This is a genomic window from Shewanella sp. Iso12, from assembly GCF_012030025.1.
Lineage (GTDB): Bacteria > Pseudomonadota > Gammaproteobacteria > Enterobacterales > Shewanellaceae > Shewanella > Shewanella algae.
Genome location: NZ_JAAUHW010000002.1, coordinates 465653 through 490510, shown reverse-complemented (window position 1 = coordinate 490510; position 24858 = coordinate 465653). Strand labels below are relative to the sequence as shown.

Below are 24858 nucleotides of genomic sequence, written 5' to 3'. Positions count from 1 at the left end.
CTTACCTCAACTTGTCGCCCAAAAGAAACTCCAGCAGATGATCGAGCCGGATATGTTCATAGCCTAGTTCCGGTTGGCTGTCGGGCGGCGCAAACTCACAGAAATGAAATCCCTGCCTTTGCCAAAACGCTTGCTCAGGCAAGGCTCTGGGCACCTCGCCCGGATACAGGGTCACCTTCTGGCCATCGCTCATGCGTCGGCCACAAACCACTTCCACCTCCACGCCATCGGCATCTTTGACCATACCGTGACGGGTCGCTTTGATGGCGCTGATGGCCATGGTTTCCACCCGACTGCCGGCAAATCCGGCCTGTTGCCGACTGGGCGCCAACATGGCACTGAGCAGTGACAACACATTGCCCTGCTGATCCCGGGTCACCTGATCGACTTTACTGGCGGCAAACAGCAGAGTATCTATTCGGGGGGCAAACAAACGTCGCAACAGACTGGACTGGCCATACTGGAAGCTGGCACAAATGGCATTGAGTGCTTCGGCCATATCTTCAAACTGCGCCTTGCCACGATTAAGGGCGCTGAAACAATCCACCAGAATTAACTGACGGTCGAAACCGGCAAAATACTCCTGATAGAAGGGCTTGACCACTTTGGCCAGATATTGCAGATATCTGTGCCTGAGCACCTGATAATTGCTGCGACGTCCGGCCGATGCCAGTTGCTGCTTATCTTGGAGTTGCTCGGGTAACAGGGGGAAAAAAGCCAAAATTGGCGTACCGGCCAGCTCTCCGGGAAGCAACATTCGCCCCGGCTGGGCTTGATAAAACCCCTGTTGTTGCACCAGATCCAGCAGCAATAACCGATAACTTTCGGCAATGGCGGCCAGCGCCTGATCGTCGGCATCGGCGTACAAATCCAGCGTCGCCAGCGCCGCAGCAAACTTAGGATAGAGAGGCGAGGATTCCAGGGTTGATTGCCGGGCAAAGCGGGTTTCGGACCAGCGGTTAAAGTCCTGGCTCAACATGGGCAAGTCCAGCAACCACTCCCCGGGATAATCAACTATGTCGAGATGCAGTTTGGCGCTGTCGGCCAATTTTGCCAGCATCCCTTTGGTAGGCACATATTTGAGCGTCAGCCGCAGCTCACTGATACTGCGGGTCGACGCCGGCCAACTGGGCTTGGCTGCGGTCAAGCTGGCAATTGCAGCATCAAAGTCAAAACTGGCTATGGTCAAATCAGGCTGCAGCTCCCGCCTGACCCCGAGTAAACGTCCGTCGCGGCACACCTGAAATAGGGGTAAGCCACTGCCATCAGCCTCAGTGCCGGCGCGCAGCAGTCGATCCACCAGCGCGGTAATGAAGGCCGTCTTGCCTGCGCCGGAAAGGCCGGTAACCGCCAACCTAAGATGCCTGTCTGTGGTGCGTTGTGCCAACTCGCGGGTTTTGTGTTTGAGTTTGCCGAACTTTTGCCTGACGCTTGCCATAATTCTCCTGATACAAACAAACGGGGCGGTAAGCACCGCCCCTTGAACAAGGATTTATAGGTTATTGATCTGTCTTTTCAACTCGAACTGCTCAGAGGTGACATGTTGTTCGAGTGCCCGGAGCCTATGCTCCAGTGATTGAAAGCGATTGCTTACATCTCTGAGCGCCTGTTTGGCGGGCTCCCCGGCTTGCCAGACCTTTTTCTTGACCCCAATGTCCTTATGGGTGTCTTTGGCTGTCCAAGGTTTGACATCCAGTATCATCCACAGCAGCAGATAGATGATAACCACTATGCCTGAGCCACCGAGCAGGAAGATGGAAGCTGCCACCACCCGAACCAACCAAGGTTCCAGATTAAAGTACTCGGCTACCCCGGCACAGACCCCGGCTATCTTCCTTTGCTGGGGAATGCGGTAAAGAGTACGCTTGCCTGATTCAGTCATGACGTTGCCTCCATTCCGGGGACTCGGCATCCAGGATGGCTTCCAGCGTTTCAATCCTTTGGCCCATCTTGTCAGCTGTGTCTATCAAGTCGTTAAGCTGTTTGAACTCTGCTTCGGTAAGCCCCTGGCTCACCTGACGTTTACTGCGGTAATGCAGAATCAACCAGATTGGCGCCACAAAGATCATGAAGATAATCAGGGGTGCCAGCAGTAAGTCCATATCCATAAATCACCTCTGAGTCTGAATTATTTTTTGGTTTTGGCGCTATCGCCTTTCACCTTGGCCTTCAAGGCTTCCAGCTCGGCGCTGACAGAGTCTTCGGCCTTGAGTGCCGCAAATTCCTCTTCCAGACTGGACTTTTTGCCACCCAGATCATAGGACTCAACTTCAGCTTCCAGCCCTTCGATGCGACGCTCATACTGCTCAAACTTGAGCATGGCGTTGTCGATTTTGCTGGAATCCAGCTGCTTTTTCACTTCCAGGCGTGAAGAAGCGGTTTGCTTGCGCATTATGATGGTCTTCTGGCGTGCCTTGGCATCGGCCAGCTTTTCCTGCAGTTGACCCACTTCCTCTTTCAGGCGGGCAATATGCTCTTCAACTACCTCGAGCTCTTGCTCCAGAGTCTGCGCCAGGGTAGCGGCTTTTTGCTTTTCAACCAACGCGGCCTTGGCCAGGTCTTCCCTGTCTTTGGTCAGTGCCAGCTCAGCCTTTTCCTGCCAATCCTGCACCTGAAGCTGCACTTTGCCAATACGGCGGAGCAACTCTTTCTTCTCTGCCAATACTTTAGCCGAAGTAGAACGCACTTCAACCAGGGTATCTTCCATTTCCTGAATGATCAGGCGCACCATTTTTTCCGGATCTTCCGCCTTGTCCAGCAAGGCACTGATGTTGGCATTAATGATGTCGGCAAAACGTGTGAAAATTCCCATAATCCTGTCCTCTACATTTATTGTGGGTCTCGGTTCTTGTAATACAGATCCCGTGCCAACTTTTAAACGCCATTTAAAATCAATAGTTTAATATAAATTTTAACTTTCTCTTTATTTATTTAACCTACCCGCATATTATGATTTTCACCAATTATTAGCGTTAAAGACTAACTATTATCGTGGCCAATCCCTATCAGCAAGACAATCTTATCGGTCAATCCAATGCCTTGTTGGAGGTGTTGGAGCACGTTTCCCAAATCGCGCCGCTGTCCAAACCCGTGCTTATCATAGGTGAACGGGGGACGGGTAAAGAGCTGATCGCCGAGCGTCTGCACTATCTTTCCCAACGCTGGGATCAGAGTTTTATCAAACTCAATTGTTCCTCTTTGAGTGAAAATCTACTGGAAAGTGAACTGTTTGGCCATGAGTCCGGCGCATTTACCGGCGCCAAGGGGCGTCATGAAGGCCGCTTCGAGCGCGCCGACGGCGGCACCCTGTTTCTCGATGAGCTGGCCAATACGTCCGGCCTCATTCAGGAGAAGCTGCTGCGGGTCATAGAATATGGTGAATATGAAAGGGTGGGCGGCAGCAAGACCCTCAATGCCGATGTACGCCTAATCTGCGCCGCCAATGAAGATTTACCCAGTCTGGCTGAAGCCGGCGAGTTTCGAGCCGATCTGCTCGACCGTTTGGCGTTCGATGTGATCACCCTGCCGCCGCTGCGCTGCCGCCGGGAAGATATTTTGCCATTGGCCGAGTACTTTGCCGTGGGGATGGCGCGTCAGCTCAAACTGGAGCTGTTTACCGGTTTTGCCGCCGAAGCCGTGGCGACCATGTTGGATCACAGCTGGCCGGGTAATATTCGGGAGCTAAAAAACGCCATAGAGCGCAGCGTCTATCGCCATGGCCATAACCCCGAACCGATTGAGAACATAGTGCTCGACCCTTTTGCCTCGCCCTACCGGCCCACCAAGCGGGTCAAGACCCATAGTCGCCAGCTGGCGACTGCTGATGTTGGCAATGAAGTCCTTGCCGGCAGTGCCGCCGCACCGACGAGCGATAACCCTGAACCTTCGGCAAACCAGATACAGTTCCCGGTGGACTTCAAACAGTGCTGTGAAGACTTCGAGACCGACCTTATTCAACGTGCGCTCAGTGCCAGCCAGTTCAATCAAAAGAAAACCGCAGAGCTACTGGGACTTAGCTACCATCAGCTCAGAGGCATACTGAAAAAATACAATTTGCTCGATAAGGCATAAGCCGATTGCCCAGGTAACGGCTGCACTGCTAAAATGTTCGGTCAACATCTGAATAACTAACGATTTTGCAATGAATCTGCTGACGTTACGCCCCGGGCAAGACTCTGATGCAATGGCGCAAGTCTCCAGGAGCAAGCTCTACGGAGATCTTGTGGCAGGGCGTTTATTCCGCTCATGCCGGCGCCTGAAGCTGACCGGGAGCATACTGACCGGCCTGGCTCTGACAATGCTGCTTGGCGGCTGTGGTCAACAGAAAGTGCCCTCCGGCCTGGTATACTGCTCCGAGGGCAATCCCGAGTCGTTCAACCCGCAGCTGGTGACCTCGGGAACCACAATCGATGCCACCTCGCACCAAATTTATAGCCGCCTGGTGGATTATGATCCCGAGAGCGGTGATATCATTCCGGCACTGGCAACCGAGTGGCAGATAAGCGAAGACGGCCTCAGTTATGAGTTTGAGCTGCGCCAGGGTACCCAGTTTCACGATCTGCCCTACTTTCACCCCAGTCGGCATTTCAATGCAGATGATGTGCTGTTCAGTTTCAACCGCATCATAGACAAGCAGCACCCTTTCCATGAGGTAGCTCAGGGCGGTTACCCCTTCTTCCAAAGCATAGGTTTTGCCGGGCTGATAAAATCCATCAGCAAACAGGGCGAATATAGAGTCAGATTTGAACTCACCCAGCCCGATGCCTCATTCCTTTCCAACCTGGCCACCGACTTTGCGGTGATCCTCTCCAAAGAGTATGCCGATCAGCTTCTTGCCCAAGGCAGCCCACAGCAGTTGGATAACCAGCCGATAGGAACAGGCCCCTTTATGCTGGTGCAATACGTTAAGAATGAATATATCCGCTACCGGCGCCACCCGGGTTACTGGGGCAATATGCCGCAGTCTGAAATGCTGGTGTTCGATATCACGCCACGAAGCACTACCCGCCTGGCCAAGCTGATCACCGGCGATTGCAGCGTCTCGGCCTTGCCCAAGGCCGGTGAGTTGCCGGTTATTGAGCAGCACGACAACCTGGTTTTGGAAAGCCGCCCCGGGATGAACGTGGCCTATTGGGCCTTCAATACCCAAAAGCCGCCGTTCAATGATGTCAGGGTCAGACGGGCGCTGGCCTACGCCATCGACAAGCAAAACCTGCTCAAAGCCGTTTATCAGGACACTGCCGTCGAGGCAACCGGTATTCTGCCGCCCTCCTCCTGGGCCTATTCCGACTCGGCCAAGAGTTATGAATATGCCCCGGACAAAGCCAGGGCGCTGCTGGATGAAGCCGGCATAGATAAACTGGAGCTGGATATCTGGGCTATGCCTGTGGCACGAATATACAACCCCAATGCGCTAAAGACCGCCGAGCTGATCCAGGCTGATTTGGCGACCATAGGTGTCAAGGTCAATATCGTCAACTACGATTGGAGTGTGTTCACCCAAAAACTGGCGCGCAGTGACTATGACTCAGTACTCATCGGCTGGAACGCCGACAACAGCGATCCGGATAACTTCTTTACCCCCTTGCTCAGTTGTGGCTCCATCGCTTCCAACAACAACCGTTCCCGCTGGTGTAACCCCAAATTTGACGGCCTGCTCAACCAGGCCAGACGCGTGACCGACAGAGAAAGCCGCAGTTTGCTGTACCGCCAGGCCGAGGCGATTCTGGCACAGGATATGCCGTTGGTGAGCCTGGCTCATGCCAAACGTATGGCACTGAAAAATGCCAGCGTGACCGAAACCAGCCTCACGCCTTTTGGCGGCATCGCCTTTGCCAACATAGGCCACGGCAACAAACCGGCTGTTGAGAAAAAAACATCGCCCGCCAAGGAGCAAAACTGATGGCTGCTTATCTGCTGCGCAGGCTTAATCTCTTTGTCGCCACCTCACTCATCCTTATCTGTGTACTCTTCTACGCCACCAGTTTGTTTCCGGTGGACCGCATCTATGCCCTGACCGGGATCCAGGCCCCGAGTGATGCCCAGGAGGCACAAATCATCGCCGACTATCATCTCGATGGCGGCTCCTTTTCTCAGTTTATTGGCTACTTGGGGCAGAGACTCAGTGGCGATCTCGGCATTTCTGTGACCTCTCAAAGACCGGTGGCAGAAGAGCTGTTGGCGGTACTGCCGGCGTCTTTCGAACTGGCGACTGTATCCGGTTTGTTTGCCATCATCTTCGGGGTGCCGCTGGGGGTGTTGGCCTCGCTGAGTAAACAGAAACTGACCCAAAACGCCATCATGGCGGTGACACTGACAGGTTACTCGATTCCGGTATTCTGGCTCGGGCTGTCCCTGTCGCTCTGGTTCGGGGTCAGACTGGGTTGGCTGCCTATTTCCGGCCAGATAAACCTGCTCTATGAGATCAAGCCTGTGACCGGTTTTATGCTGATAGATACCCTGCTGTCCGACTCGCAATACCGCTTATCCGCCTTTAAGGATGCCGCCTTGCACATTATCCTGCCGGCGCTGACCTTGTCTGTGTTGCCCTTTACCGTGGTGGTACGTATTACCCGCTCGGCGATGATGAATGTGATGAACCAGACCTATATCCGCGCCGCCGAGGCCAGAGGCCTGCCCACGGGTAAAATCGTGTTGCGCCACGCCCTGCCCAATGCCTTGATCCCCCTGCTCAAGCACCTGGGACTTATGCTGGGGCCATTTGCCAGCTATGCCATAGTGGTGGAAGTGATCTTCAGCTGGCCCGGGGTCGGCTCCTGGCTGGTATCAGGTATCTACCAACGGGATTACACTGTGATCCAGGGCGGCACACTGGCGGTAGCGCTGCTGATTATCTTTCTGAGTATTCTGATTGAAGTGCTGCATACGGCCACCAATCCGCTCAGCAGGAAGGAACTCTATGCCTCAAATTAAGATTTATCAGGAAGACGATATTCCATCCCCCAGCCTCAAGCTCTGGCGTACCTTTGCCGCCAATCCTTTTGCGCTTGCCGGGCTCTGGGGCGTGCTCTGCCTGCTGATCCTGACAATGTTCGGGCCCATGATTGCCCCCTACCCGGCCGATTTTCAAGATCCCAACGCCCTGTTACTGCCACCATCCTGGGACGATCTCGGCACGGTTGAGCACTTTCTCGGTACAGACGATCTCGGCCGGGATATCTTTTCCCGCCTGCTGCACGGCACCAGTTACACCTTCGGCATGGCGCTGGCGATTGTCGCCACCGCACTCCTGGTGGGTTTTATCATAGGTTCATTCTCGGGGATGATGCGCGGCCTCAAGTCCAGTATCCTAGGGCACCTGCTCGATGCCTTGCTGTCGATTCCATCACTCTTGATGGCTATTCTGGTGGTGGCGGTAATGGGCCCCGGGCTGATGAACGTATTCTGGGCCGTGGGTATCGCGCTCACGCCTCAGTTTGTTCGCGCCATACATCAAGCCGTGCATGAAGAGTTGCAAAAAGAATATGTCACCGCCGCCAAGTTGGATGGCGCCAATGGTCTGCAGATATTCTGGTTTGTGATTATGCCCAATGTCTGGGAGACTGTGATTATTCAAACAACGCTGGCAATATCGGCGGCCATTTTGGATATCGCCGCGCTGGGTTTTCTCAATCTCGGTGCCCAGGCGCCCAAATCCGAATGGGGTGCCATGGTATTCCAGGGCCTGGATAACCTGCTGACCGCTCCCTGGACAGTGACCATTCCGGGAGCGGCTATCCTGCTGAGTGTGTTGGCCGTCAACCTGGTCGGCGATGGACTGAGATCGGCGCTTGCGCCCATCAGAAACTGATTATGCCGTTACTCGATATTCGTAATCTCACCATAGAACTGGACACGCCCCATGGGCGGGTCAAGGCGCTGGAAAAAGTCAGCCTGACAGTCAATGCCGGTGAAATCCATGGTCTGGTCGGTGAATCCGGCTCGGGCCGCTCTCTCATGGCGCGGGCCATTCTCGGGATCCCCGGCCCCAACTGGACTGTCACCGCCGATCGCATGATGTGGGATGGCCGCAACCTGATGGAAATGAATCAGGCGGAGCGGCGCAGCCTTATGGGCTCTGATATGTCGATGATATTTCAGGATCCCTCCGGCAGCTTTGACCCGGCGCTTACTGTGGGCAGCCAATTGATTGAAGCCATGCCGCTGAATAAGCAGACACCTTTCTGGCGCCGCGGTAAAGAGCGGCGTCTTACAGCACAAAAATGGTTGCACAAGGTGGGGGTCAAAGAGCCGCGGCGGGTGCTGGCCAGCTATGCCTGGGAACTCTCCGAAGGTGAATGCCAGAAAGTGATGATCGCCATGGCGCTCGCCAATCGTCCCAAGTTGCTGATAGCCGATGAACCCACGGCTTCGATGGAACCCAGTACCCAGGCGCAGATATTTCGTCTGTTGACTCAGCTCAATCAGTTGCAGAACGTCGCCATCTTGCTGATCAGCCACGAGCTGGACACACTGTCGAACTGGTGTAACCGTTTGACTGTGCTCTACAGCGGCCAGGTGATGGAATCCGGCCCTACCGCAGAGCTACTTGAGCAGCCTTATCATCCCTATACCAAGGCGATGCTGGATAATATGCCGGACTACTCAGGCCCTGCAGCCCACAAGACGCTGATGCCGACCCTGCCTGGCTCAGTGCCGGCGCTGCAACATCTGCCGATAGGCTGTCGCCTGGGGCCTCGCTGCCCGGAGGCCCGCAAACAATGCGTGGTACAACCGCAACTGAGCCATCATAAAGACAGATATTACGCCTGCCATTTCCCTTATCAGAGTGAGCCTATTGATGACGACTCCCTTGCTTAAAGTCACGGACCTGAGCAAACGCTACTTCAGCGGCTACAAGGGCTTTCGCCGCCAATATACTGAGGCTTTGGCGCCCATTTCGTTCGAACTCAACAGTGGCGAAACCCTGGCCATTGCCGGTGAAGCCGGCTCCGGCAAGAGTACTCTGGCCCGTATTTTGGTCGGCGCCGAGTATCGCAGCGGCGGACAAATTCTGTTCAATGGTGAGCCGCTCGACAGCCATGATCTGAAACAGCGCTGCAGACTTATCCGGATGATATTCCAGGATCCCAACACCTCACTCAACCCCAGGCTGACCATAGGGGAACTGCTCAATGAGCCGCTGAGGTTTAATACCCGGCTCTCGGCCCATGCCCGCAGCGAGCAAGTGGTTGAGACTTTGCGCAAAGTCGGCTTGCTGCCGGAACATGTGGAGTTTTATCCCCATATGATTTCCGAAGGACAGAAGCAGCGGGTAGCGGTGGCCCGGGCCTTGATGCTCAACCCGAGGATCATTATCGCCGATGAAGCTCTGACGGCGCTGGATCTCTCGGTACGGGCTCAGATCCTCAACCTGCTGCTCAAGCTGCAAAAAGAGATGGGGCTTTCCTATATTTTTGTGTCCCACAATCTCAATGTTATCCGCCATGTAAGCGACAAGATCATGGTGTTGCACAAGGGGGTGATGGTGGAAAAAGCCGCCACCGAGACCCTGTTCAATGATCCGCAACACGAATACACCCAAAGATTATTGCAGGAGCAGGCACAACTGGCCCGCAAGCGTTGATAAGGGTTCAAACTGCTCCAACCACTGCCCCGTCGGCAGGCTTTTTGAAAAAATCAGTACCAATTAGAGTTGAAATACTTATCCTAATGACAGTTTTCGGAAGAAGAAGCTAAGACATGATTATTAAACCTAAAATTCGTGGTTTCATTTGTACCACTACTCATCCTCTGGGCTGTGAAGCCAACGTGCTGGAGCAGATCAACACCACCAAGGCCAAAGGCAAGATAGCCAATGGCCCCAAGAAAGTACTGGTGGTAGGTTCTTCCAGTGGTTATGGTCTCTCCTCCCGTATTGCCGCCGCCTTTGGTTCAGACGCTGCCACTATCGGGGTCTTTTTTGAAAAGCCCGGCACTGAGACCAAACCCGGCACAGCCGGTTGGTACAACTCGGCGGCGTTTGACAAGTTTGCCAAGGCTGAAGGCCTGTATTCCAAGAGCATCAACTGTGATGCCTTCAGCCATGAAGCCAAAGCCAAGGTGATTGAGCTGATCAAGGCCGATCTGGGCCAGATAGACATGGTGGTTTATTCACTGGCCTCGCCTGTACGCAAACTGCCAGACAGCGGCGAAGTGATCCGCTCGGCCCTCAAGCCTATCGGCGAGTCATATCGCTCTACCGCGGTGGACACCAACAAAGACACCATCATTGAAGCCTCGGTTGAGCCGGCGACAGAGCAGGAAATCAAAGATACTGTTACTGTGATGGGTGGTCAGGATTGGGAACTGTGGCTAGATGCCCTCGACAAGGCCGGCGTGCTGGCCGATGGTTGCAAGACAGTAGCTTACAGCTATATAGGTACAGAGCTGACCTGGCCTATCTACTGGCATGGCGCTCTGGGTAAAGCCAAGATGGATCTCGACCGCGCCGCCGGCGAACTGAACCAAAGACTGGCCGCCAAGGGTGGCAGTGCCAATGTCGCCGTGCTCAAGAGTGTGATCACTCAGGCCAGTTCGGCTATTCCGGTAATGCCGCTGTATATCGCCATGGTATTCAAGAAGATGCGCGAAGAAGGCCTGCATGAAGGCTGCATGGAACAGATTTACCGTATGTTCAGCGAGCGCCTATACAAGGCCGATGGCAGCAAGCCAGAAGTAGACGATGCCAACCGCCTGCGCCTGGATGATTGGGAACTGAGAGAAGATATCCAGCAGCACTGCCGCGATCTCTGGCCACAAATCACCACAGAAAACCTCAGTGAGCTGACCGACTACCGTGAGTACAAGGCCGAATTCCTCAAGCTGTTTGGCTTTGGTATCGAAGGCATAGACTATGATGCCGACGTTAATCCGGCGGTTGAGTTTGATGTTATAGAGCTCTAAACAAGGTGCAGGCAAGTATCAAGTCGCTGTTAAACGCTGCTCTTGATTAAATGCACAAAAGAAACGCCCCCAATTGCCTTAGCTATTGGGGGCGTTTTACCTTTTCGGGTATTTTTGATTAGAAGCTCAGGCTGGTGCTGGCCTTTTGCTTATCATTGTCGGTCACTGTCAGTGTCACTTCATTGGCACGACCGCCAATACGCATGGCAACCGGGCCGTTGAATCTACGCCCATCGTTGAAGCGCCACTGCTGCTTTTTGATATAACCGTCAGGATCATAGCTCTCTGAGATAAACACCTGCAGCAGCCAAAGATCCAGATGACGGATAACCGCCACAGGCTCGGTCGGCTCAGGGGCTATCTCAACGGTTACCTCACGGCTGACACTGTGCTGGGCACCTTTGTCGTCAGTCACAGTCAGTGTAATGAGGTAGACACCGCTTTGCTGGTATTCATGGCTCACCTGCTCGCCAAAGGCTTGAGTGCCATCACCCAGATCCCACTCCAGGCTCACCAACTCACCGTCACTATCACTCGAAGTGCTAAAGAGCGCCACCGCAGCGCCATTTTGCTGCACTGAGAACTCGGCAACCGGTGCCTGATTGGCCGCGGCAAAGTCCAGGGCGATGATCACAGGGTCGTGATCCGATGAACGGAAGGCATCGTTGCTGTAGAAACTTTGCAGTTGCTCCGGCGTCTTGAACTCAGTGTTATAGTCCAGCACCCTGGGTTCATCGGTATTGATATGCCACTCAGTCACATCACGAACATTGGCCAGCATGGCTTCATTGGCCAGTGCATGATCTAGCTGTCCCGACTCACCGGAGAACACATAGGAGTATGCTGAAGGCTTACCAAGCTCGCCAAACAGCTCGGCGTAACCGGCATTGGCCAGGGTCGTCAGCGGATCTTCCTTGGCGTAGGCGTTGAGATCCCCTATCACCAGCACCTTGTCATCCTGATATTCTGCCTGCAGGAACTGGCCTATCGCCATGGCTGCGCGGGTTCGGGTCAGATTACAGTTACCCTGGCCGTCGTTCATGTCGGGATCGCCCAGCGCATTACAATCACTGCCCTTGGACTTGAGGTGGTTGACCGCCACCACAAAGCTATCCTCACTGTCGTTGACGCTAAACTTCTGGGTCAGCATGGGACGGTTCTTGCCATCGTTGAACAGCACCTGACCATTGTCATCCAGCGCCGAATTACTGCTGTCCAGAATCGCCGCTACCCCTTCTGGGGTGACTCTGTCCTGACGATACAGAATACCGACGCTGATCTCATCGTTGCCAATACGATTAACCTGTGGCGCCAGATAGCGATAGCTGTCAGTGCCAATAGCGTCATTGAGACCGCGGGCCAGATCGGCAATTGCCGAGTTACTGCCGAAACCATCGTTCTCGATTTCCATCAAACCGAAGACATCGGCGTTAATGGTTTTCATCGCCGCGATTATCTTGGCTCGTTGGCGCTCAAACTCCTCTTGAGTATCGGCGCCACGGGACGTGGGGAAACCACCGCCCTGGCCATCGCCGTTGAAATAGTTGAGCACGTTGAAACTGGCAACTGTCAAGGCATCGAGACGATTCAACTCAGGCTCGGATGCTCTGGGATTGGCGGCAACAAAGTTGACGGTATCGACCGGCATCAAACGGTAAATGCCAAAACCGTAATGCATCACCGCGGTGAGGTTTGTGACAGTATCACCGACTCTGAGCGGGTTAGCGGCGCTCAGACCCGGGGCCGGATAGATAACAGGATCCGGGTTTTGTGCCGTCAGACCATCGTCAAGCACTATGGAATCCAGGGCATTGGCTGCCGTGACCGCCAAGGCATCGGCGCCGGGATTGGCCACCTGAGTACCGATAAAGTGACGGCTTGAACCCAACAACACCTCACCATAACGGCCAAGGTTGTAGACTTCGTTTACCGTAAGATGCTGCTCAAAGCTGACCAACATGCCTTCGAAGGCTTCAAGTGCACTGCTGTCATTTACCGGCAGGCTCACCCTGGCTGCACTCGGCAGAGGCTGTGATGTGGCACACAAGGCCTTGGCACTGACATTGGTCAGTTCGGTCAGGCCTTGATATTCAGTGACCTGAGCCCGCACTCGAATTCGGTCGCCAGCCTGATAACCACTGGCGCTATTGCCTGTGTACAGGAACACCCCTTCCGAGGTCAAAGGATCGGCATCCGCCTCGGCATCGGCCATCTGCAGGAACAATCCCTTGAGACCCGCTTCCTGGTTGCTGGTGACTATTGCTTCCACTTCCAGGGTTTCACCGGCCAATGGACTGGCCTCACCGCTACCCTGCAATGCATGAATGGGTGTAGCCGCATCGCCGCAAACCAAGGCGCCATTACCGGGATCTGTCGGTTCACCCGGCTCGCCGGCATTACCGCCAAAGGCCCCCAGGTCGTCGATATTATCGATGGCGAAACCATCCCAACCGCTGAGGTCAACCGCATCGAAGGGGTCGAGATCCGCGCTCAAGTTGTCCAGCTTACGCCTTATAGTATTGTTCTGAGTGGAAACATCACCGCTGCCCCACTCGGAGCCGGGATCCACACCAACCTGGCCCAGGCTGTCGACCACCTCACCATTACGGCTCAGCACCAGGGCATCATCACCGTTGAAGAAACTGGCGCTGCTGGTTTGCTGCGCCAATGCCAGGATTGCAGCGTCGGCATCATTGTCGGCCAATACATGAGTGCCACCGGCGGCCAGCATGCCGCTCAGGGCAATGCTGCTGCCTGCGCTGCTACTGCCATTGAAGAAGATATCCAGCTGATACTGGCTGAGATCGACAGCTTGGCTGCCGGCGTTAAAGAGTTCGATGGCCTTGTTATTGCCTGAGCCTTCAACATATTCGGAAATGATCACTTGCTCGCTCGCCTGAGCCTGGGCAGCAATACTGCCCACGGCCAGGGCAAGCAGACTTGCCTTGGTTAACATATTGACCCCTGAAATATATCCTGATTATAGTGATTTTCTTATTTATCAATAAGTAATGTTATTTCTACATCCCCGCATCCGGAGATGCAGCCACTATAAAGGCCACAGGTTACAATCAAGTTGCAATATGTAAAATATTTATCAAACTTTAGTGTTAGTTAATTAGTCCTATCAAGGGGTTAGCTTGGAGAAAAAATTGAAAGCGCCTGAGTAACTCTAGTGCTCTAAGAACATGGCCTTACCACTCTTAGGTTCAAAGCGGCTTAAGTTGGCTGTCACGCAGGCCCACTAACATCAGTTCCCCGTCAGCGCCCAATCTCAGCTCGCCATAATGCCCCTGACTGAAATGCTCGGCCTGGCCCTCTTCAAAGAAAAAAGCCTGGCTCGCCAATTGCACTTCTCCCTGACGGACTTTAAACGGCAAGCGTCTTTGCCGCTGCAACAAAGGAGCCTCCGGGTCACTCTCCAGCGCCACAAAAGCGGCACGCTGCTGCTCATCGATACTCACTCTGAGCCAGCCCTGCATATTGTCCTGAAACTGCCCTTTTGCGCGCAGCTCATTGGCCAGTTGCCGGGCCAACTCATAATCGAGTTGCATATAATCCCCCTGCATCAGCGAGCGGGGATCCACCGGGGCCAGCTCAAGCAAGATGGGCTCACCGTGCTGCCAGAGTTGCTCTTTCTGCCACACAGAAATGTTGATGACCAGCAAACAAAGCAGCCCCCACACGAGGCACAACCCCATTATTTTGGGCGTCAATTTGGGTTTCATGACTGCTCTCCTCCATTCTGCGCCGCCAGCCACTCAGGCCTGTCGCTCAAAGGCTTCAGCGCAAACCAGAGCAGTAGCAGACTCACGCCAAGCAGCATCAGCAGCAAGGATTTTTCCAACAAGGTTTGCTGCAACGAGTAATAGTAATAACCGCAGTAAACCGGCATAGCCAGAACCCCGAGACAGAGCAGCAAGCGCTCGGCCAGCACAAAGCCGAAAACCGCGACCAACGCGCCGGCGATAAGCCCGGGGATCCACCAAAACCAAACCAAGGCCGACAGCAGTCCCAGTAGCAACAGCATCTGCGAACGCCCATCCAATTGATGCCGGATTGCGTTCATTCGACTGCCGAAAAGACACCAAAGTTGCCACAGCAGCAAAGCTTCAAGTAACCATTGCGCGCCCTGCAACATAGCAAGGCTCACGCCGGAACTCTTTAACTCCCAGACACCTTCCAGCCAAACCAATTGCGGCGTCTGACAAAAGAGCAGCGCCAAGGTCAGGGCCATGGCAAGGGAGCGCCAGCGAAGCGGCGTCTTGCCCCAGTCGGCCTCATGGCGCCAAAGCAGCACAAAGCCCAGTAGCAGTGCCGGCGTCACCAAGGGTAATAGTGCCAGAGTCTGCAACAGCGCAATCAAGGCCAATAATGCCAGCAGCGCGCAACTGGACCGGGTCAAATAAGCTGGCAGCAGATACCAGTGAAGCGATGCCGCCAGAGCCAGCATCAACCACCAGCGCCAGGAAGCCACTTCAAACAGCAGCTCATCAAAGGCGATGCCATAGAGCACCAAGGCGGCAACGGCAAAGCTCAAGGCAAACTGAGAGATAAACAGTCCACTTTGACCTCGGCTCAAACCAAAGGCCACTGCAGATGCCGCCAGCGCCAGGCTCAGCAGCAACCCAGGCTGAATATCGTCCAACAATAACGCCAGGCTGGTGCCGATGAAACCCAGCAAACAGATCCCGGCTAACCAGCCAAACAGGATAAGCATCGCCTTGAGATACCAGGGACTTTGCAACTCTGGTGTCTCTTGTGTCACATCCCCCGAGACAATGCCTGCCTGCTGCAGCCGTTGCCAGAAAAGGCTGCCCGCATTAGGGACGATTTGCTCATCCTCCCTGGGCTCTGTGTCGGCTGTCGCATCTTGGTGCTGCTTAGCCTGTTGCTCTGGTGCCGTGGCCAGATAGTCAGCTTGCAAGCGCTTTAGCAGCAAGGCGACGACTGAGGCACTGAGCAGCACGCAAAGCGTCATCAGGGCAAACAACAGTACCACGGCATCACCATCAAACACTTCAGACAGCAAGCGCAGCAACCAGAGATCAAACAGCGCTGCCGTGCCGAAAAACCCGAGCGCCATGCCGTAGAGTTTACGCCTTGTGTGATAGCCTCGTATCAGCGCTGCGGCAACAACCCCGTAGAGAACCACAGCAATAAACTGCTCTTTGCTCAAGGAGTCGAACAGTGTCCAACAACTCGCCAGCAACAAAAAGCCCCAACTCAGCAGCCCGCTTGTTACCTCGCTGAGGGGGATGCCGTGCTTGTCTGTCAGCGCAAAACGAAGCAGGCATTGATGCAGCAGCCAATTGAGCGCAAACAGTGACCAAGGGATAGCGAGCCTGTCATCCCCCAGGAAGCTAAACAGGTCTGCAAACGGCAATGAGGTTATCTGCAGTAACAAGCACAGGGCCAGGTTCAACAGCAAGATAAGCAGCAGATAACCGGCTTCCAGTTTCAGAAATACCACCCAGGGCAGAATAAGCAGTGCCCACACGGCAAACAACTGCCAGTTGTCAGCCCCTTGCTGATAGCTCTGGCCGATAAAGGCCAGCAAGACGCCGACAAACACACAGGCCACAAACAGGAGCCAGGGCAAAGCGCCTTGTGCCTTGTCGGCAAGGGGTGGCTTTAGCCATCGGCTCAACGCAAAGGCCAGCAACAAACAGCCCAGCAAGCCGGTTTCCAATAACGCCAACTTGCCCATGCGCGGTAAAGCGGCCCAGTTGTAGGCAAAAAAGCAGATAAGCGCCGAAGCAAAACAGAGCGCAGCACTCCCCAGCAGCAAAAGGTTGAAAAAGCTCAGGCTCTGCTTGGCCCCGGCTGATGGCAGTAATCCCAAGGCGTTGCGCCACGCAGCCCCCGAGACAAGATGTTGCGAATGCCATAGATAGAGTTGCTGCTTGGCCTGGGCTCTGTGTTGTTGCAAAGCATCCATGAAATGACCTGCCCGCTTTCCTTGAGTGAATTAAGTTCCTATATTTAATCACAAGATCAAACAGATCAGCAGAGTTGGAGGTAGGGTTTGTGTGTCGGACGTTTCCATGCCGAGAAGATATCAAGAAAAGCCCCTGTTTGGCAGTGGCTGTTGGCTTGCCTCTTTCAGGCTTGTCTGTTGCTGCCCACGCAAGTGCAGGCCGCCACTGAGACGCCCGAGTCTCGCGACTCAAGGCCCCTTATCCTGGTGGGCGGTTATGATTTTCCGCCCTATATCCGGCTGCACAATCAGCATCCGCCCTCGGGCTTGAGTATCATGCTGCTCGATGCGATTGCCGCCAGACACCCCGAATATCGATTTCTGTTTGTTCCAACCAGCATACATAACAGATATGCCGCCTTCAGTCGTGGTCGTTTCCAGATGATGTTGTTTGAAAACCCACAGTGGGGCTGGAGCAAACTCAATCCACAGCCACACTTCATCCCACTGCCATTTGAAGACAGTGAGATCTATATCGCCAAGGCAGAGAAAAATCGCGACGAGCAGTTTTTTAACCAATTGAACAACAAACAGATGTTACTGGTGGAAGGTTATCATTACCCCGGACTCTGGCAGGAGCTCGGAGGCCCACCTAAAAGAGTGCGTTATGTCAGCAGTAATCATGAGGTATTGCAGGGGATCCTCAAAGGACGGGCAGATATCGCCCCCCTGACCCGTTCCATGCTGGAGCGCTACCTGGCCAAGTATCCCAATAAACGCCGGCAATTGATGATATCCGGCCTCCGGGTGCAGCATTATGACCACCATATTCTGCTCGCGGGCGATGCCGCCATCAAAGAGACCGAACTGATAGCCACTCTGGAAGCGTTACGAGCCGAAGGCGTGCTGGAAAAGCTGTCACGTCAGTTCAGCCTGCCCTTGCGAGCGCCGTCCATGGCGCCAAGGCCGCTGACAGAGGCGAAAGAACCCTCTGTCAGTCCCGTTGCAAGGCAATAATGGGATCCAGTTTGGCCGCCTTCTGCGCCGGATAGAGGCCAAAGCCGACCCCGATACTCATACAAACCCCAAGCGCCAGCAGTATCGCAAAGGGAGACCAAGCCACAGGCCAACCGGCCGCAGTTGATATAAGCAGCGCCAGTCCCAGCCCTACGACTATGCCAAACAGACCGCCGGTAGCCGAAATGGCGATACTTTCAATCAAAAACTGCCGGGCGATATCCTTGCGCCTGGCTCCCAGCGCCCGCAGCAAACCTATCTCGGCGGTGCGCTCCAAAATGGTGGCCAGCATAATGTTCATAATGCCAATCCCGCCCACCAGAAGCGAGATCCCGGCGACACAGGCCATGACGATATTGAAGATCTGTTGGGTCTTCTGATGTTGGGCCAGAAGGTCGGCCGGCACCACTATGTCATAGTCCTTCTCACCGCCATGACGGCGCTGCAACAGATGATTCAGGCTCTTGGCCGCCAGCGAAGGCTCAACCTCTTCCCTGAGCGACAGCTTGATCATGTCCAGCTCATCTTCAAGCGCCTTGAACTGCATCTTTTTCAGGGCGCTCGACAGTGGAATAAACACCTGATTGCGCTCGCCCCCAAGCTTGACGCCCTGGATTTTGGACTTACCGCGATTGGCATCGGCCAAGATACCCACCACGGTAAACCATTGATGGTTAATCTTGATGTTCTTGCCAAGGGCATCGCCCTTGGGAAACAGGCTGCGGGCCGCCTCTGGCCCCAACACGGCGACCTGGCGAAAGTAAACTTGATCCTGCTCGGTAAAAATCTGCCCTTCACTGAGCTTGAGCGATGTCAGCCCAAAATAGCTGGGAGTCACTCCCATCACACTGGCATCGCTGCGCCCTTCGGCGGAAAACAGGCTGAAGGCCTTTACTTCCTTGGCGGCGCCCCAATCCTGGATAAAAGGCAAGGTGTCTCTGGCACTGTCGATGTCACGCAGGCTCAGGCCGACACTGTGTTCACGAATCGATTTCAGCGCCTCGCCGTCATTGCTGCGGCTGTTGACCACCAGATTGCGAACCCCCATGGATTCAATCATCTTCAAAGCTTCACGCTCGGCACCCTCACCGACGCTGAGCATGGCTATAACGGCGCCGACACCGAATATCATCCCCAGCAACGTCAAGGCGGTACGCAGCTTATGGTGGCGCATCTCATCGAACGCCTGGGCAAATCCTTGCCATAGCCCTATCACCGGACTCATAGCTGACTCCTCTTGGGTGGGGTTGTCAGGGCTATTACATCACCGGGATTTAGCCCGGCGGTAATTTCGGTGCGGTTAAGGGACCTGTGCCCCGGAGTCACATCCCGGCGCACAAACCCGCCGCCCTGCTTAAGAAACACCCAGTAGCGCCCATCTTTTTGAAACAGGGCTTGATTGGGTACAGTCAATACATCATTGAGATCCAGCACCTGTACCTTGGCGTTCACTTGTCTTCCCGGCTGCATAATGGCCGGCAAAGTTTGATCCAGGCTGATGGTGAACTGGAAATAGTTCACCGGGCTGTCTCTGTCTTTGGGCTTGGCCAGCGCATCGACCTGAGTCACTGTGCCGCTAAAAGGCCGCTCAGGATAGGCATCCAGAGTCACTGTGGCTTGCTTGCCGATGGCGAGCCCCACAGCTTCCGATTCAAGCACATAGACCCTTGCCTGCATCACGGAAGTATCCGGCAATATGCCTATGGGGAATCCGGACCAGATCATGTCACCCACCACGGGAAAGGCGCCATCCCAGCCAGCCTGATAGACAAACAGCCCATCGTGCGGCGCGATGATCTCCATCTGTGACAGATTGCCCTGATACCTGTCCATCTTGGCCTGATGGCCTTTCTGTTTCAGCTTGATAAGCGCCTGCTCGGCATCGGCCTGCGCCTGGTGCTGGGTGCCGCCCCACTGGAAATAGTCCAGCTTGGCATCCAAATATTCCTTGTTGCGCATCTGATCTATGATGTCGATTTTGGTGTAGACCCGCTCATCTTCACTGAAAAAGCGCTCGGCCAACTGCCGCTCATTACCTGTAACCTTGCTTCCCAGAGTCAAACTCTGGCTCAAGGTGAGATCTTTCTCTGTCTGGATCTGTGCATCCTGAGCCAGGCGCTCAAAGTCGAAGGCTTCCATCTGCAAGCGAAACGACTCACGGGTATCATCGAGCCTGGCCACCACATCACCGGCCTTGACCTGAGTAAAGTTGTTCTGGATCCAGGCCAGGGACTGAGGCCCACGTAACCCCGTGGGCACCACAACGGGAGTGGACTGCGCCGCTTCCAGCTCACCGCTGGCGGGGATATTGACCTGAAACTCGCCGCGGCTGACTGTCATGGTGAGCACACCATCGTTGCCGCTCGGTTGGCAGCCACTCAAGGCCAAAGCTATCAAGGCCTGCGTTATCAAGGCCAGAGCGATTAGCGAATGATTCTTCATGGCAGCAATACCTCATCACCCACCTGCAAGCCGGAGAGTATTTCAACCTGATCGCCCCCCATGGCACCAACCCGCACCGACTGTTTGCGAGCCCCCAAGAGCCCGTCCAGCAGCACATAAGGATGACCGGCCTCGTAATGCACCGCATCCTGAGCCACCAGAGTACGCTGGCTGTCATCGGCAATTTCTATGCTGATCTTGGCGGTCATTCCCGGGCGCATCAGCTCGGTATCCGGCTCGTCTATGCTGGCAACCGCATCGAACACCACCAGAGGAACCTCCTGGCTTTTGTTACGAAAAACCGCGCCCAACTCTTTGATTTTTCCTGTAAAGACTTTATCAGGATTGGCATCCAGACGGATCTTGAGTTGCTGGCCCAGTTTAACTCTGCGGGCTTCTACTTCAGGGATCGCCATATTGACCTGCATGCTGTCGAGATCCGGGATAGACAACACCACATCACCGGCAAACACAGATTGGCCCTCCTTGAGCTTGTTGCCCTGAGGATCGTTGCCATAAACCACCATACCGGCACGGGGCGCCACCAAGGTCATCGAGGCGATACCCTTTTTCAACGCCGCCACTTCGGCAGCGAACTTCTGCCGGTCTCCGTCGAGCATGGCTTCCCGTTGCCGGGCGCTCTCGGCCTCAAGTACCAGTTGCTGCTGCACCAGAGTCACTTTGTCACGGGCGATCACCGCGTCACGCTGGTACTTTTCTTTATCCAACGCCGCCACTGTGTCATCAGAGAGGGCAAACTTACGCTCGGCCTTGTCCAACTCCATTTTGGCCTCCGCCAGTTGCAACTTAAGCTCTTCCATCTTCTTGGCATTACGCAGCTTGGAGGTCTGCAAGTCCTGCACCGTAGCCTCAAGCTCGGCCGATTTGACCGACAGCCTTTGGGTCAGTTCCGAGGTATCCAGCTGAGCCACCATCTCGCCGCTTTCCACCTCGCTGCCTTCCGGCGCCAGCTGCTTGACCTGGTATTGCCAGATGCGCCGCATCACAGGCGGCATTAAAGATACGGTATCGGCCGCCACCAGCTCACCGGTGACTTCTATTTTTTGACTCAGGGGACCTTGCACCACCTGAGTGCTCACCCCATCACTGCAGGCGCTCAGCGCAAGCAGTGCCAGCCAGGCTAAACTAAAGCGCTTCATGTTTGCCTCCGGTTTCCACCAGCACACTCATGCCGGGGATCATGGCGATATCCTCAGGCGCCTTGAAACGGATCCCCACTTCAAACCAGTTACTGCGGCCCCAGGCCGGTAGATTGATGGCCTGGCGACCGATACTGGCAATTTGTCCGGGAAAGGCGCGCTCAATTTCCGCATCCAGACGCATGGTCACGGCTTGCCCGGGTTTCAGGCGATCTACATCCACCTCATTGACCCAGGCGATCACCTCCAGATCCTCCATAGCAGGTACTGTGGCGATTTGTCGCCCCACTTGCACCGTATCCCCCACCTCGAATTTTTTATTGCTCCAAGGCTCACGCCCAAGCAGCAAGGGGCCGGCGATTTCGGCTTTCAGCTCCAGGCTGTCCAAGTCCTTGAAGGCCTGGGTCAGCTCGAGCGCCGCCTTTTCCTTGTCAATCTTCAGCTGTGCCAGAGTCGCCTTCTCGGTATCCAGAGCTTCGGCCAGTGCTTGCTTGGCCTTGGTCACCTCGGCGTTTATCTGCAACAGCTTGAACTGATTGTCGGCGTACTCCTTGGCAGCAATAAAATCCGCCGGCACGGCCGCTACCAGTTGCGCCTTTTCCTGTTCCAGCAACTGCTTTTTCAGCTCAAATCTGGCTTGCAATACCTTGGACTTGAGCTCTATGGACTGGCTCTGCTCCTGCGCCGATACCCTGAGCATGCTGGCTTCCAACTGTTCTATCTGGTTGGCTACCTGACTCTTGTCAAACACCACCACCACTTGCCCGGGGGACACCAAAGAGCCCTCGGGTAACATCCACTGAATTTGATAGCGCCAGGCATCACCGGCCTTGGGGACGCTGAAAGTCTGCGATTTGGCGGAACTGACTTTACCTGTCAGTAGCAGCTGTGCGGCGGGCTGCGACTTGGCGTCCGTCACCTTGTCCGTTAGATGCTCCAATGGAGAAGCTATCGAAGAAGGTGAGCCGGCTGCCACCGCTATGGCACTTCCTGAAACAGCCAAGCTTGAAAAAGCCAGGCCAGAGACCGCCAGGCTCAAAAGTAAAAGAGAATCAGGCCGCATCTGCCCTCCTGTCACTCTGCAGGCAACCATCACGCATGCGGATAACCCGCTGGGCGTAAGCGGCCACTTCCTCTTCGTGGGTCACCAGAATAATGGTTTGCCCTGCGGCATGCAGCTCGGTAAACAGCGCCATGATCTCAAGCGAAGTCTTGCTGTCCAGCGCCCCTGTGGGCTCATCGGCCAGCAAAATGGCCGGGCGATTGACCAGGGAGCGGGCTATCGCCACCCGCTGACGCTGACCGCCCGAGAGTTGGTTAGGCCTGTGATCCAGTCGCTCTCCCAGCCCGACACGCCTCAGTAACTCTATAGCGTGGGTTTCATCGCCCTGCCCTTCTGGACTGTATCTCAGCGGCAGCATCACATTTTGCAGCGCAGTGAGTCTCGGCAAGAGGTGAAAACTCTGGAACACGAAACCTATCTGGCGGTTACGCACCGCAGACAAGGCATCATCATCCAGTTGTCCCACCTCTTCGCCATTGAGCAGGTAACTGCCGCTGCTGGGTTTATCCAGGCAGCCGATGATATTCATCAGCGTCGACTTGCCTGAACCCGATGGCCCCATGATGGCCACAAATTCATTGGCTTGAATGTCGAAACTGACTTCATCAAGCGCACGCACACAAGCGTCGCCCATCTGATAGGTTTTGCAAAGTTGTTGAAGCTTTATCATTGCTCTTGGTGGGTATTGCGACCGGCGCTCAACCACTCCTTGTTATTGTCTGCAGCTTTGAACCTTGGATAAAGGCGCAAGTTCCCTATTTAATGCCAAATTCCAACGCCGGGCCGCAAGCTAATTGTAAGCTGACATTTCAGCGCCCGAGAACCAATACTGTGATGCCTCAAACAGCTTGAGGCCGATGCAACGCCTCTTGGTGTAATTCGGGCCGGGCTCATGAATTCTTGCCTTGGAATCGGGCTTAGGGCCTGACTTATGGCCTGACTTATGGCATAGCCCCTATCCAGGCAAACAGGGCCGCGAGGCCGTAAAGCAGCGGCGGCAACAGGCTCTGGCCACTTTTTTGCCCGCCAAGCAGTCTGGCATAGAGATGCCAGACCATCAAGAGAAGTAGGTTGAGAACAATAAAGAGTATTAAACCAAACACATAAGTTGCCGGCATCAGCTCAAACGCGCAGGCTATCAAGGCCAGAGCAGCAGTAAGCAAGAAGGGCGCAAAACTGAGATCCGCAAAGCAGTCTTGCTGTTCACGCCTGTTGGCGCGGCCATGGTTTTCCTGCGTCCAAGCTGCCCCTTGCCGGCGTTCGCGGGCTTTGGAACGGATCCTGGGCCAGAACTCAATCACCAGCGCGAACAAGATGATACAAGCAGCCAATAACAGACTCAAAAGCATAGTGCCTCCCTCCCATGGACAAAGAGACAGGCTGCGGCTGCATTTTATTGCATCACATGTTGGCCATTATCCAGTAGTCAAGGCGCTTTTGCGGCTCGGCCAAGATGGTTTTGCAGCTGTCTTTGTATTGGCTCATCAAACCACCCAAACTCTTGCTGTTACCCATGGTTTCCAGCATTTCGGCACGGGCCGCAGCCACGCCCTTCTCGGCATCCTGTGCCGAACTGTACTGGGCGGCCAAAGCCTCGGCATCCTTGGCAGATTGTTTCAGTCTATCTCCAACGGCGGCCATCTGCGGTGCATTCATTGCTGCTATGGCTTCAGAACTTATCTGATAATAGGCGGCGCATTGCTGCAACTCGGCGCTAAAGGCCTCCTCGGCAGAACCGGCGAGTGCTGTGGCACTGGAAAACAAGCCGATGGCGGCAAAGACAGACAAAGCAGTTTTATGGGACATCTTGGTGATCCTCTTGATATCAATGAAGGCAAGCTACTTTAGTGCCTGATGAATTTCAAGGTTTTAGGGTCAGACTGTAGTGGAAAAATTCATTGTCCCGGACAAAACCAATGGACTCATAGAGAGCTTGAGCCCTGACATTATTACGCTGGGTTTCGAGGATCAATTCATCAATGCCCTGTGCTTTGGCGTAACTCAGCGTGGCATCGAGCAGCGCACGACCTATGCCGACACACCTGGCATGCTGAGTGACATAAATATCATTGAGGATAAGCAGCGGCGCCGCCTGCAGCGAAGAAAAGCCGGGATAGAGCTGCACAAACCCCAAGGCTTGGTTTTGCTCGTCCGGCAGATAAAAAATCACGGATTCATCCCGCTTAAGCCTTTGGCTGATAAAGCTTAACGCCAGTTCGGGCTCGCTGGGATATCCATAAAACCGGCGATACTCATCAAACAGCGGTGAGATAATCTCGGCATCCTGTGACTGTGCCCGAATAACTTGCTTTAGCATGAATGATTTCCCTTCAATTCAATATTGTCCTAAA

The 24858-nt window shown here is 54.6% G+C and carries 23 protein-coding genes; 8 read left to right on the top strand and 15 right to left on the bottom strand.

Annotated elements, in window-relative coordinates:
- Position 1: 1 nt before the first annotated feature.
- From HCX89_RS06185 to pspA, 4 genes are read right to left on the bottom strand one after another with little or no spacing between them, the layout of a single operon-like run.
- On the bottom strand, positions 2 to 1438 hold the full coding sequence (locus HCX89_RS06185; protein ID WP_093983127.1) for a YcjX family protein: 1437 nt from the start codon (positions 1436 to 1438) through the stop codon (positions 2 to 4).
- A 54-nt stretch (positions 1439 to 1492) separates the two neighbouring features.
- Positions 1493 to 1882, bottom strand: a complete 390-nt coding sequence (gene pspC, locus HCX89_RS06180) for an envelope stress response membrane protein PspC (protein WP_025887147.1) — start codon at positions 1880 to 1882, stop codon at positions 1493 to 1495.
- Positions 1875 to 2108: an envelope stress response membrane protein PspB gene (gene pspB, locus HCX89_RS06175; RefSeq protein WP_025011223.1), complete on the bottom strand. Its 234-nt coding sequence runs from the start codon at positions 2106 to 2108 to the stop codon at positions 1875 to 1877. The genes pspC and pspB overlap by 8 nt, the downstream gene beginning before the upstream one ends.
- A 20-nt stretch (positions 2109 to 2128) precedes the next feature.
- Positions 2129 to 2812 (bottom strand): phage shock protein PspA, encoded by a 684-nt coding sequence (gene pspA / locus HCX89_RS06170; protein WP_025887146.1) that lies wholly within the window; start codon positions 2810 to 2812, stop codon positions 2129 to 2131.
- 179 nt (positions 2813 to 2991) lie between these two features.
- On the opposite strand from pspA, the gene pspF reads away from it, so the two are divergent.
- From pspF to fabV, 7 genes are all read left to right on the top strand, one after another.
- On the top strand, positions 2992 to 4071 hold the full coding sequence (gene pspF, locus HCX89_RS06165) for a phage shock protein operon transcriptional activator (RefSeq protein ID WP_167715374.1): 1080 nt from the start codon (positions 2992 to 2994) through the stop codon (positions 4069 to 4071).
- 226 nt (positions 4072 to 4297) lie between these two features.
- The gene (locus HCX89_RS06160) at positions 4298 to 5902 is read left to right on the top strand and encodes an ABC transporter substrate-binding protein (RefSeq protein ID WP_254428363.1); all 1605 of its coding nucleotides are present in this window, start codon (positions 4298 to 4300) and stop codon (positions 5900 to 5902) included.
- Complete coding sequence (locus HCX89_RS06155) at positions 5902 to 6933, top strand: ABC transporter permease subunit (RefSeq protein WP_025011221.1); 1032 nt, start codon at positions 5902 to 5904, stop codon at positions 6931 to 6933. Before HCX89_RS06160 ends, HCX89_RS06155 begins: the two co-directional genes overlap by 1 nt.
- The gene (locus HCX89_RS06150) at positions 6920 to 7810 is read left to right on the top strand and encodes an ABC transporter permease subunit (protein ID WP_028780445.1); all 891 of its coding nucleotides are present in this window, start codon (positions 6920 to 6922) and stop codon (positions 7808 to 7810) included. Before HCX89_RS06155 ends, HCX89_RS06150 begins: the two co-directional genes overlap by 14 nt.
- Positions 7811 to 7812: 2 nt before the next feature.
- Positions 7813 to 8820 carry an oligopeptide/dipeptide ABC transporter ATP-binding protein gene (locus HCX89_RS06145; protein WP_025011220.1) on the top strand — a complete coding sequence of 336 codons (1008 nt, stop codon included), beginning with the start codon at positions 7813 to 7815 and terminating at the stop codon, positions 8818 to 8820.
- Positions 8801 to 9586 (top strand): ABC transporter ATP-binding protein, encoded by a 786-nt coding sequence (locus HCX89_RS06140; protein WP_025011219.1) that lies wholly within the window; start codon positions 8801 to 8803, stop codon positions 9584 to 9586. Before HCX89_RS06145 ends, HCX89_RS06140 begins: the two co-directional genes overlap by 20 nt.
- Before the next feature lie 116 nt (positions 9587 to 9702).
- Entirely contained in the window at positions 9703 to 10905 is a 1203-nt protein-coding gene (gene fabV, locus HCX89_RS06135) for an enoyl-ACP reductase FabV (RefSeq protein WP_025887141.1), read from the top strand.
- A 118-nt stretch (positions 10906 to 11023) separates the two neighbouring features.
- Here the strand turns inward: fabV and HCX89_RS06130 are convergent, their stop codons facing one another.
- From HCX89_RS06130 to HCX89_RS06120, 3 genes are all read right to left on the bottom strand, one after another.
- Positions 11024 to 13861 (bottom strand): ExeM/NucH family extracellular endonuclease, encoded by a 2838-nt coding sequence (locus HCX89_RS06130; RefSeq protein ID WP_167715372.1) that lies wholly within the window; start codon positions 13859 to 13861, stop codon positions 11024 to 11026.
- A 253-nt stretch (positions 13862 to 14114) separates the two neighbouring features.
- Positions 14115 to 14633, bottom strand: a complete 519-nt coding sequence (locus HCX89_RS06125) for a GDYXXLXY domain-containing protein (RefSeq protein WP_217351521.1) — start codon at positions 14631 to 14633, stop codon at positions 14115 to 14117.
- Positions 14630 to 16846, bottom strand: a complete 2217-nt coding sequence (locus HCX89_RS06120) for a DUF2157 domain-containing protein (protein ID WP_167715370.1) — start codon at positions 16844 to 16846, stop codon at positions 14630 to 14632. The genes HCX89_RS06125 and HCX89_RS06120 overlap by 4 nt, the downstream gene beginning before the upstream one ends.
- A 177-nt stretch (positions 16847 to 17023) precedes the next feature.
- Here HCX89_RS06120 and HCX89_RS06115 point away from each other — a divergent pair, with 177 nt between their 5' ends.
- Entirely contained in the window at positions 17024 to 17842 is an 819-nt protein-coding gene (locus tag HCX89_RS06115) for an ABC transporter substrate-binding protein (RefSeq protein WP_165768868.1), read from the top strand.
- Here the strand turns inward: HCX89_RS06115 and HCX89_RS06110 are convergent.
- The 8 genes from HCX89_RS06110 to HCX89_RS06075 all read right to left on the bottom strand — a co-directional run bounded on the left by HCX89_RS06110 (position 17820) and on the right by HCX89_RS06075 (position 24824).
- Positions 17820 to 19067 (bottom strand): ABC transporter permease, encoded by a 1248-nt coding sequence (locus HCX89_RS06110; RefSeq protein WP_025011214.1) that lies wholly within the window; start codon positions 19065 to 19067, stop codon positions 17820 to 17822. The genes HCX89_RS06115 and HCX89_RS06110 overlap by 23 nt on opposite strands.
- A complete protein-coding gene (locus tag HCX89_RS06105; protein ID WP_101052991.1) occupies positions 19064 to 20284 on the bottom strand; it encodes an efflux RND transporter periplasmic adaptor subunit in 1221 nt (406 codons plus the stop codon). The genes HCX89_RS06110 and HCX89_RS06105 overlap by 4 nt, the downstream gene beginning before the upstream one ends.
- A complete protein-coding gene (locus HCX89_RS06100) occupies positions 20281 to 21444 on the bottom strand; it encodes an efflux RND transporter periplasmic adaptor subunit (RefSeq protein ID WP_107005378.1) in 1164 nt (387 codons plus the stop codon). Before HCX89_RS06100 ends, HCX89_RS06105 begins: the two co-directional genes overlap by 4 nt.
- Positions 21431 to 22507, bottom strand: a complete 1077-nt coding sequence (locus tag HCX89_RS06095; RefSeq protein ID WP_167715368.1) for an HlyD family secretion protein — start codon at positions 22505 to 22507, stop codon at positions 21431 to 21433. Before HCX89_RS06095 ends, HCX89_RS06100 begins: the two co-directional genes overlap by 14 nt.
- Positions 22497 to 23177 (bottom strand): ABC transporter ATP-binding protein, encoded by a 681-nt coding sequence (locus HCX89_RS06090; protein ID WP_025011211.1) that lies wholly within the window; start codon positions 23175 to 23177, stop codon positions 22497 to 22499. The genes HCX89_RS06095 and HCX89_RS06090 overlap by 11 nt, the downstream gene beginning before the upstream one ends.
- A gap of 271 nt (positions 23178 to 23448) precedes the next feature.
- A complete protein-coding gene (locus HCX89_RS06085; protein ID WP_109247371.1) occupies positions 23449 to 23856 on the bottom strand; it encodes a hypothetical protein in 408 nt (135 codons plus the stop codon).
- A gap of 52 nt (positions 23857 to 23908) precedes the next feature.
- A complete protein-coding gene (locus tag HCX89_RS06080) occupies positions 23909 to 24313 on the bottom strand; it encodes a hypothetical protein (protein ID WP_123116517.1) in 405 nt (134 codons plus the stop codon).
- A 55-nt stretch (positions 24314 to 24368) separates the two neighbouring features.
- Positions 24369 to 24824, bottom strand: a complete 456-nt coding sequence (locus HCX89_RS06075; RefSeq protein WP_025887133.1) for a GNAT family N-acetyltransferase — start codon at positions 24822 to 24824, stop codon at positions 24369 to 24371.
- Positions 24825 to 24858 lie beyond the last annotated feature (34 nt).

Coding starts and splice junctions, on each gene's coding strand:
- HCX89_RS06085 (WP_109247371.1), bottom strand. CDS start 23,856: ATGCTTTTGAGTCTGTTATTGGCTGCTTGTATCATCTTGTTCGCGCTG.
- HCX89_RS06140 (WP_025011219.1), top strand. CDS start 8,801: ATGACGACTCCCTTGCTTAAAGTCACGGACCTGAGCAAACGCTACTTC.
- HCX89_RS06185 (WP_093983127.1), bottom strand. CDS start 1,438: ATGGCAAGCGTCAGGCAAAAGTTCGGCAAACTCAAACACAAAACCCGC.
- HCX89_RS06095 (WP_167715368.1), bottom strand. CDS start 22,507: ATGCGGCCTGATTCTCTTTTACTTTTGAGCCTGGCGGTCTCTGGCCTG.
- HCX89_RS06125 (WP_217351521.1), bottom strand. CDS start 14,633: ATGAAACCCAAATTGACGCCCAAAATAATGGGGTTGTGCCTCGTGTGG.
- HCX89_RS06075 (WP_025887133.1), bottom strand. CDS start 24,824: ATGCTAAAGCAAGTTATTCGGGCACAGTCACAGGATGCCGAGATTATC.
- HCX89_RS06090 (WP_025011211.1), bottom strand. CDS start 23,177: ATGATAAAGCTTCAACAACTTTGCAAAACCTATCAGATGGGCGACGCT.
- HCX89_RS06160 (WP_254428363.1), top strand. CDS start 4,298: ATGCTGCTTGGCGGCTGTGGTCAACAGAAAGTGCCCTCCGGCCTGGTA.
- HCX89_RS06100 (WP_107005378.1), bottom strand. CDS start 21,444: ATGAAGCGCTTTAGTTTAGCCTGGCTGGCACTGCTTGCGCTGAGCGCC.
- pspA (WP_025887146.1), bottom strand. CDS start 2,812: ATGGGAATTTTCACACGTTTTGCCGACATCATTAATGCCAACATCAGT.
- HCX89_RS06155 (WP_025011221.1), top strand. CDS start 5,902: ATGGCTGCTTATCTGCTGCGCAGGCTTAATCTCTTTGTCGCCACCTCA.
- pspC (WP_025887147.1), bottom strand. CDS start 1,882: ATGACTGAATCAGGCAAGCGTACTCTTTACCGCATTCCCCAGCAAAGG.
- HCX89_RS06110 (WP_025011214.1), bottom strand. CDS start 19,067: ATGAGTCCGGTGATAGGGCTATGGCAAGGATTTGCCCAGGCGTTCGAT.
- fabV (WP_025887141.1), top strand. CDS start 9,703: ATGATTATTAAACCTAAAATTCGTGGTTTCATTTGTACCACTACTCAT.
- HCX89_RS06150 (WP_028780445.1), top strand. CDS start 6,920: ATGCCTCAAATTAAGATTTATCAGGAAGACGATATTCCATCCCCCAGC.
- pspB (WP_025011223.1), bottom strand. CDS start 2,108: ATGGATATGGACTTACTGCTGGCACCCCTGATTATCTTCATGATCTTT.
- HCX89_RS06120 (WP_167715370.1), bottom strand. CDS start 16,846: ATGGATGCTTTGCAACAACACAGAGCCCAGGCCAAGCAGCAACTCTAT.
- HCX89_RS06105 (WP_101052991.1), bottom strand. CDS start 20,284: ATGAAGAATCATTCGCTAATCGCTCTGGCCTTGATAACGCAGGCCTTG.
- HCX89_RS06080 (WP_123116517.1), bottom strand. CDS start 24,313: ATGTCCCATAAAACTGCTTTGTCTGTCTTTGCCGCCATCGGCTTGTTT.
- HCX89_RS06145 (WP_025011220.1), top strand. CDS start 7,813: ATGCCGTTACTCGATATTCGTAATCTCACCATAGAACTGGACACGCCC.
- HCX89_RS06130 (WP_167715372.1), bottom strand. CDS start 13,861: ATGTTAACCAAGGCAAGTCTGCTTGCCCTGGCCGTGGGCAGTATTGCT.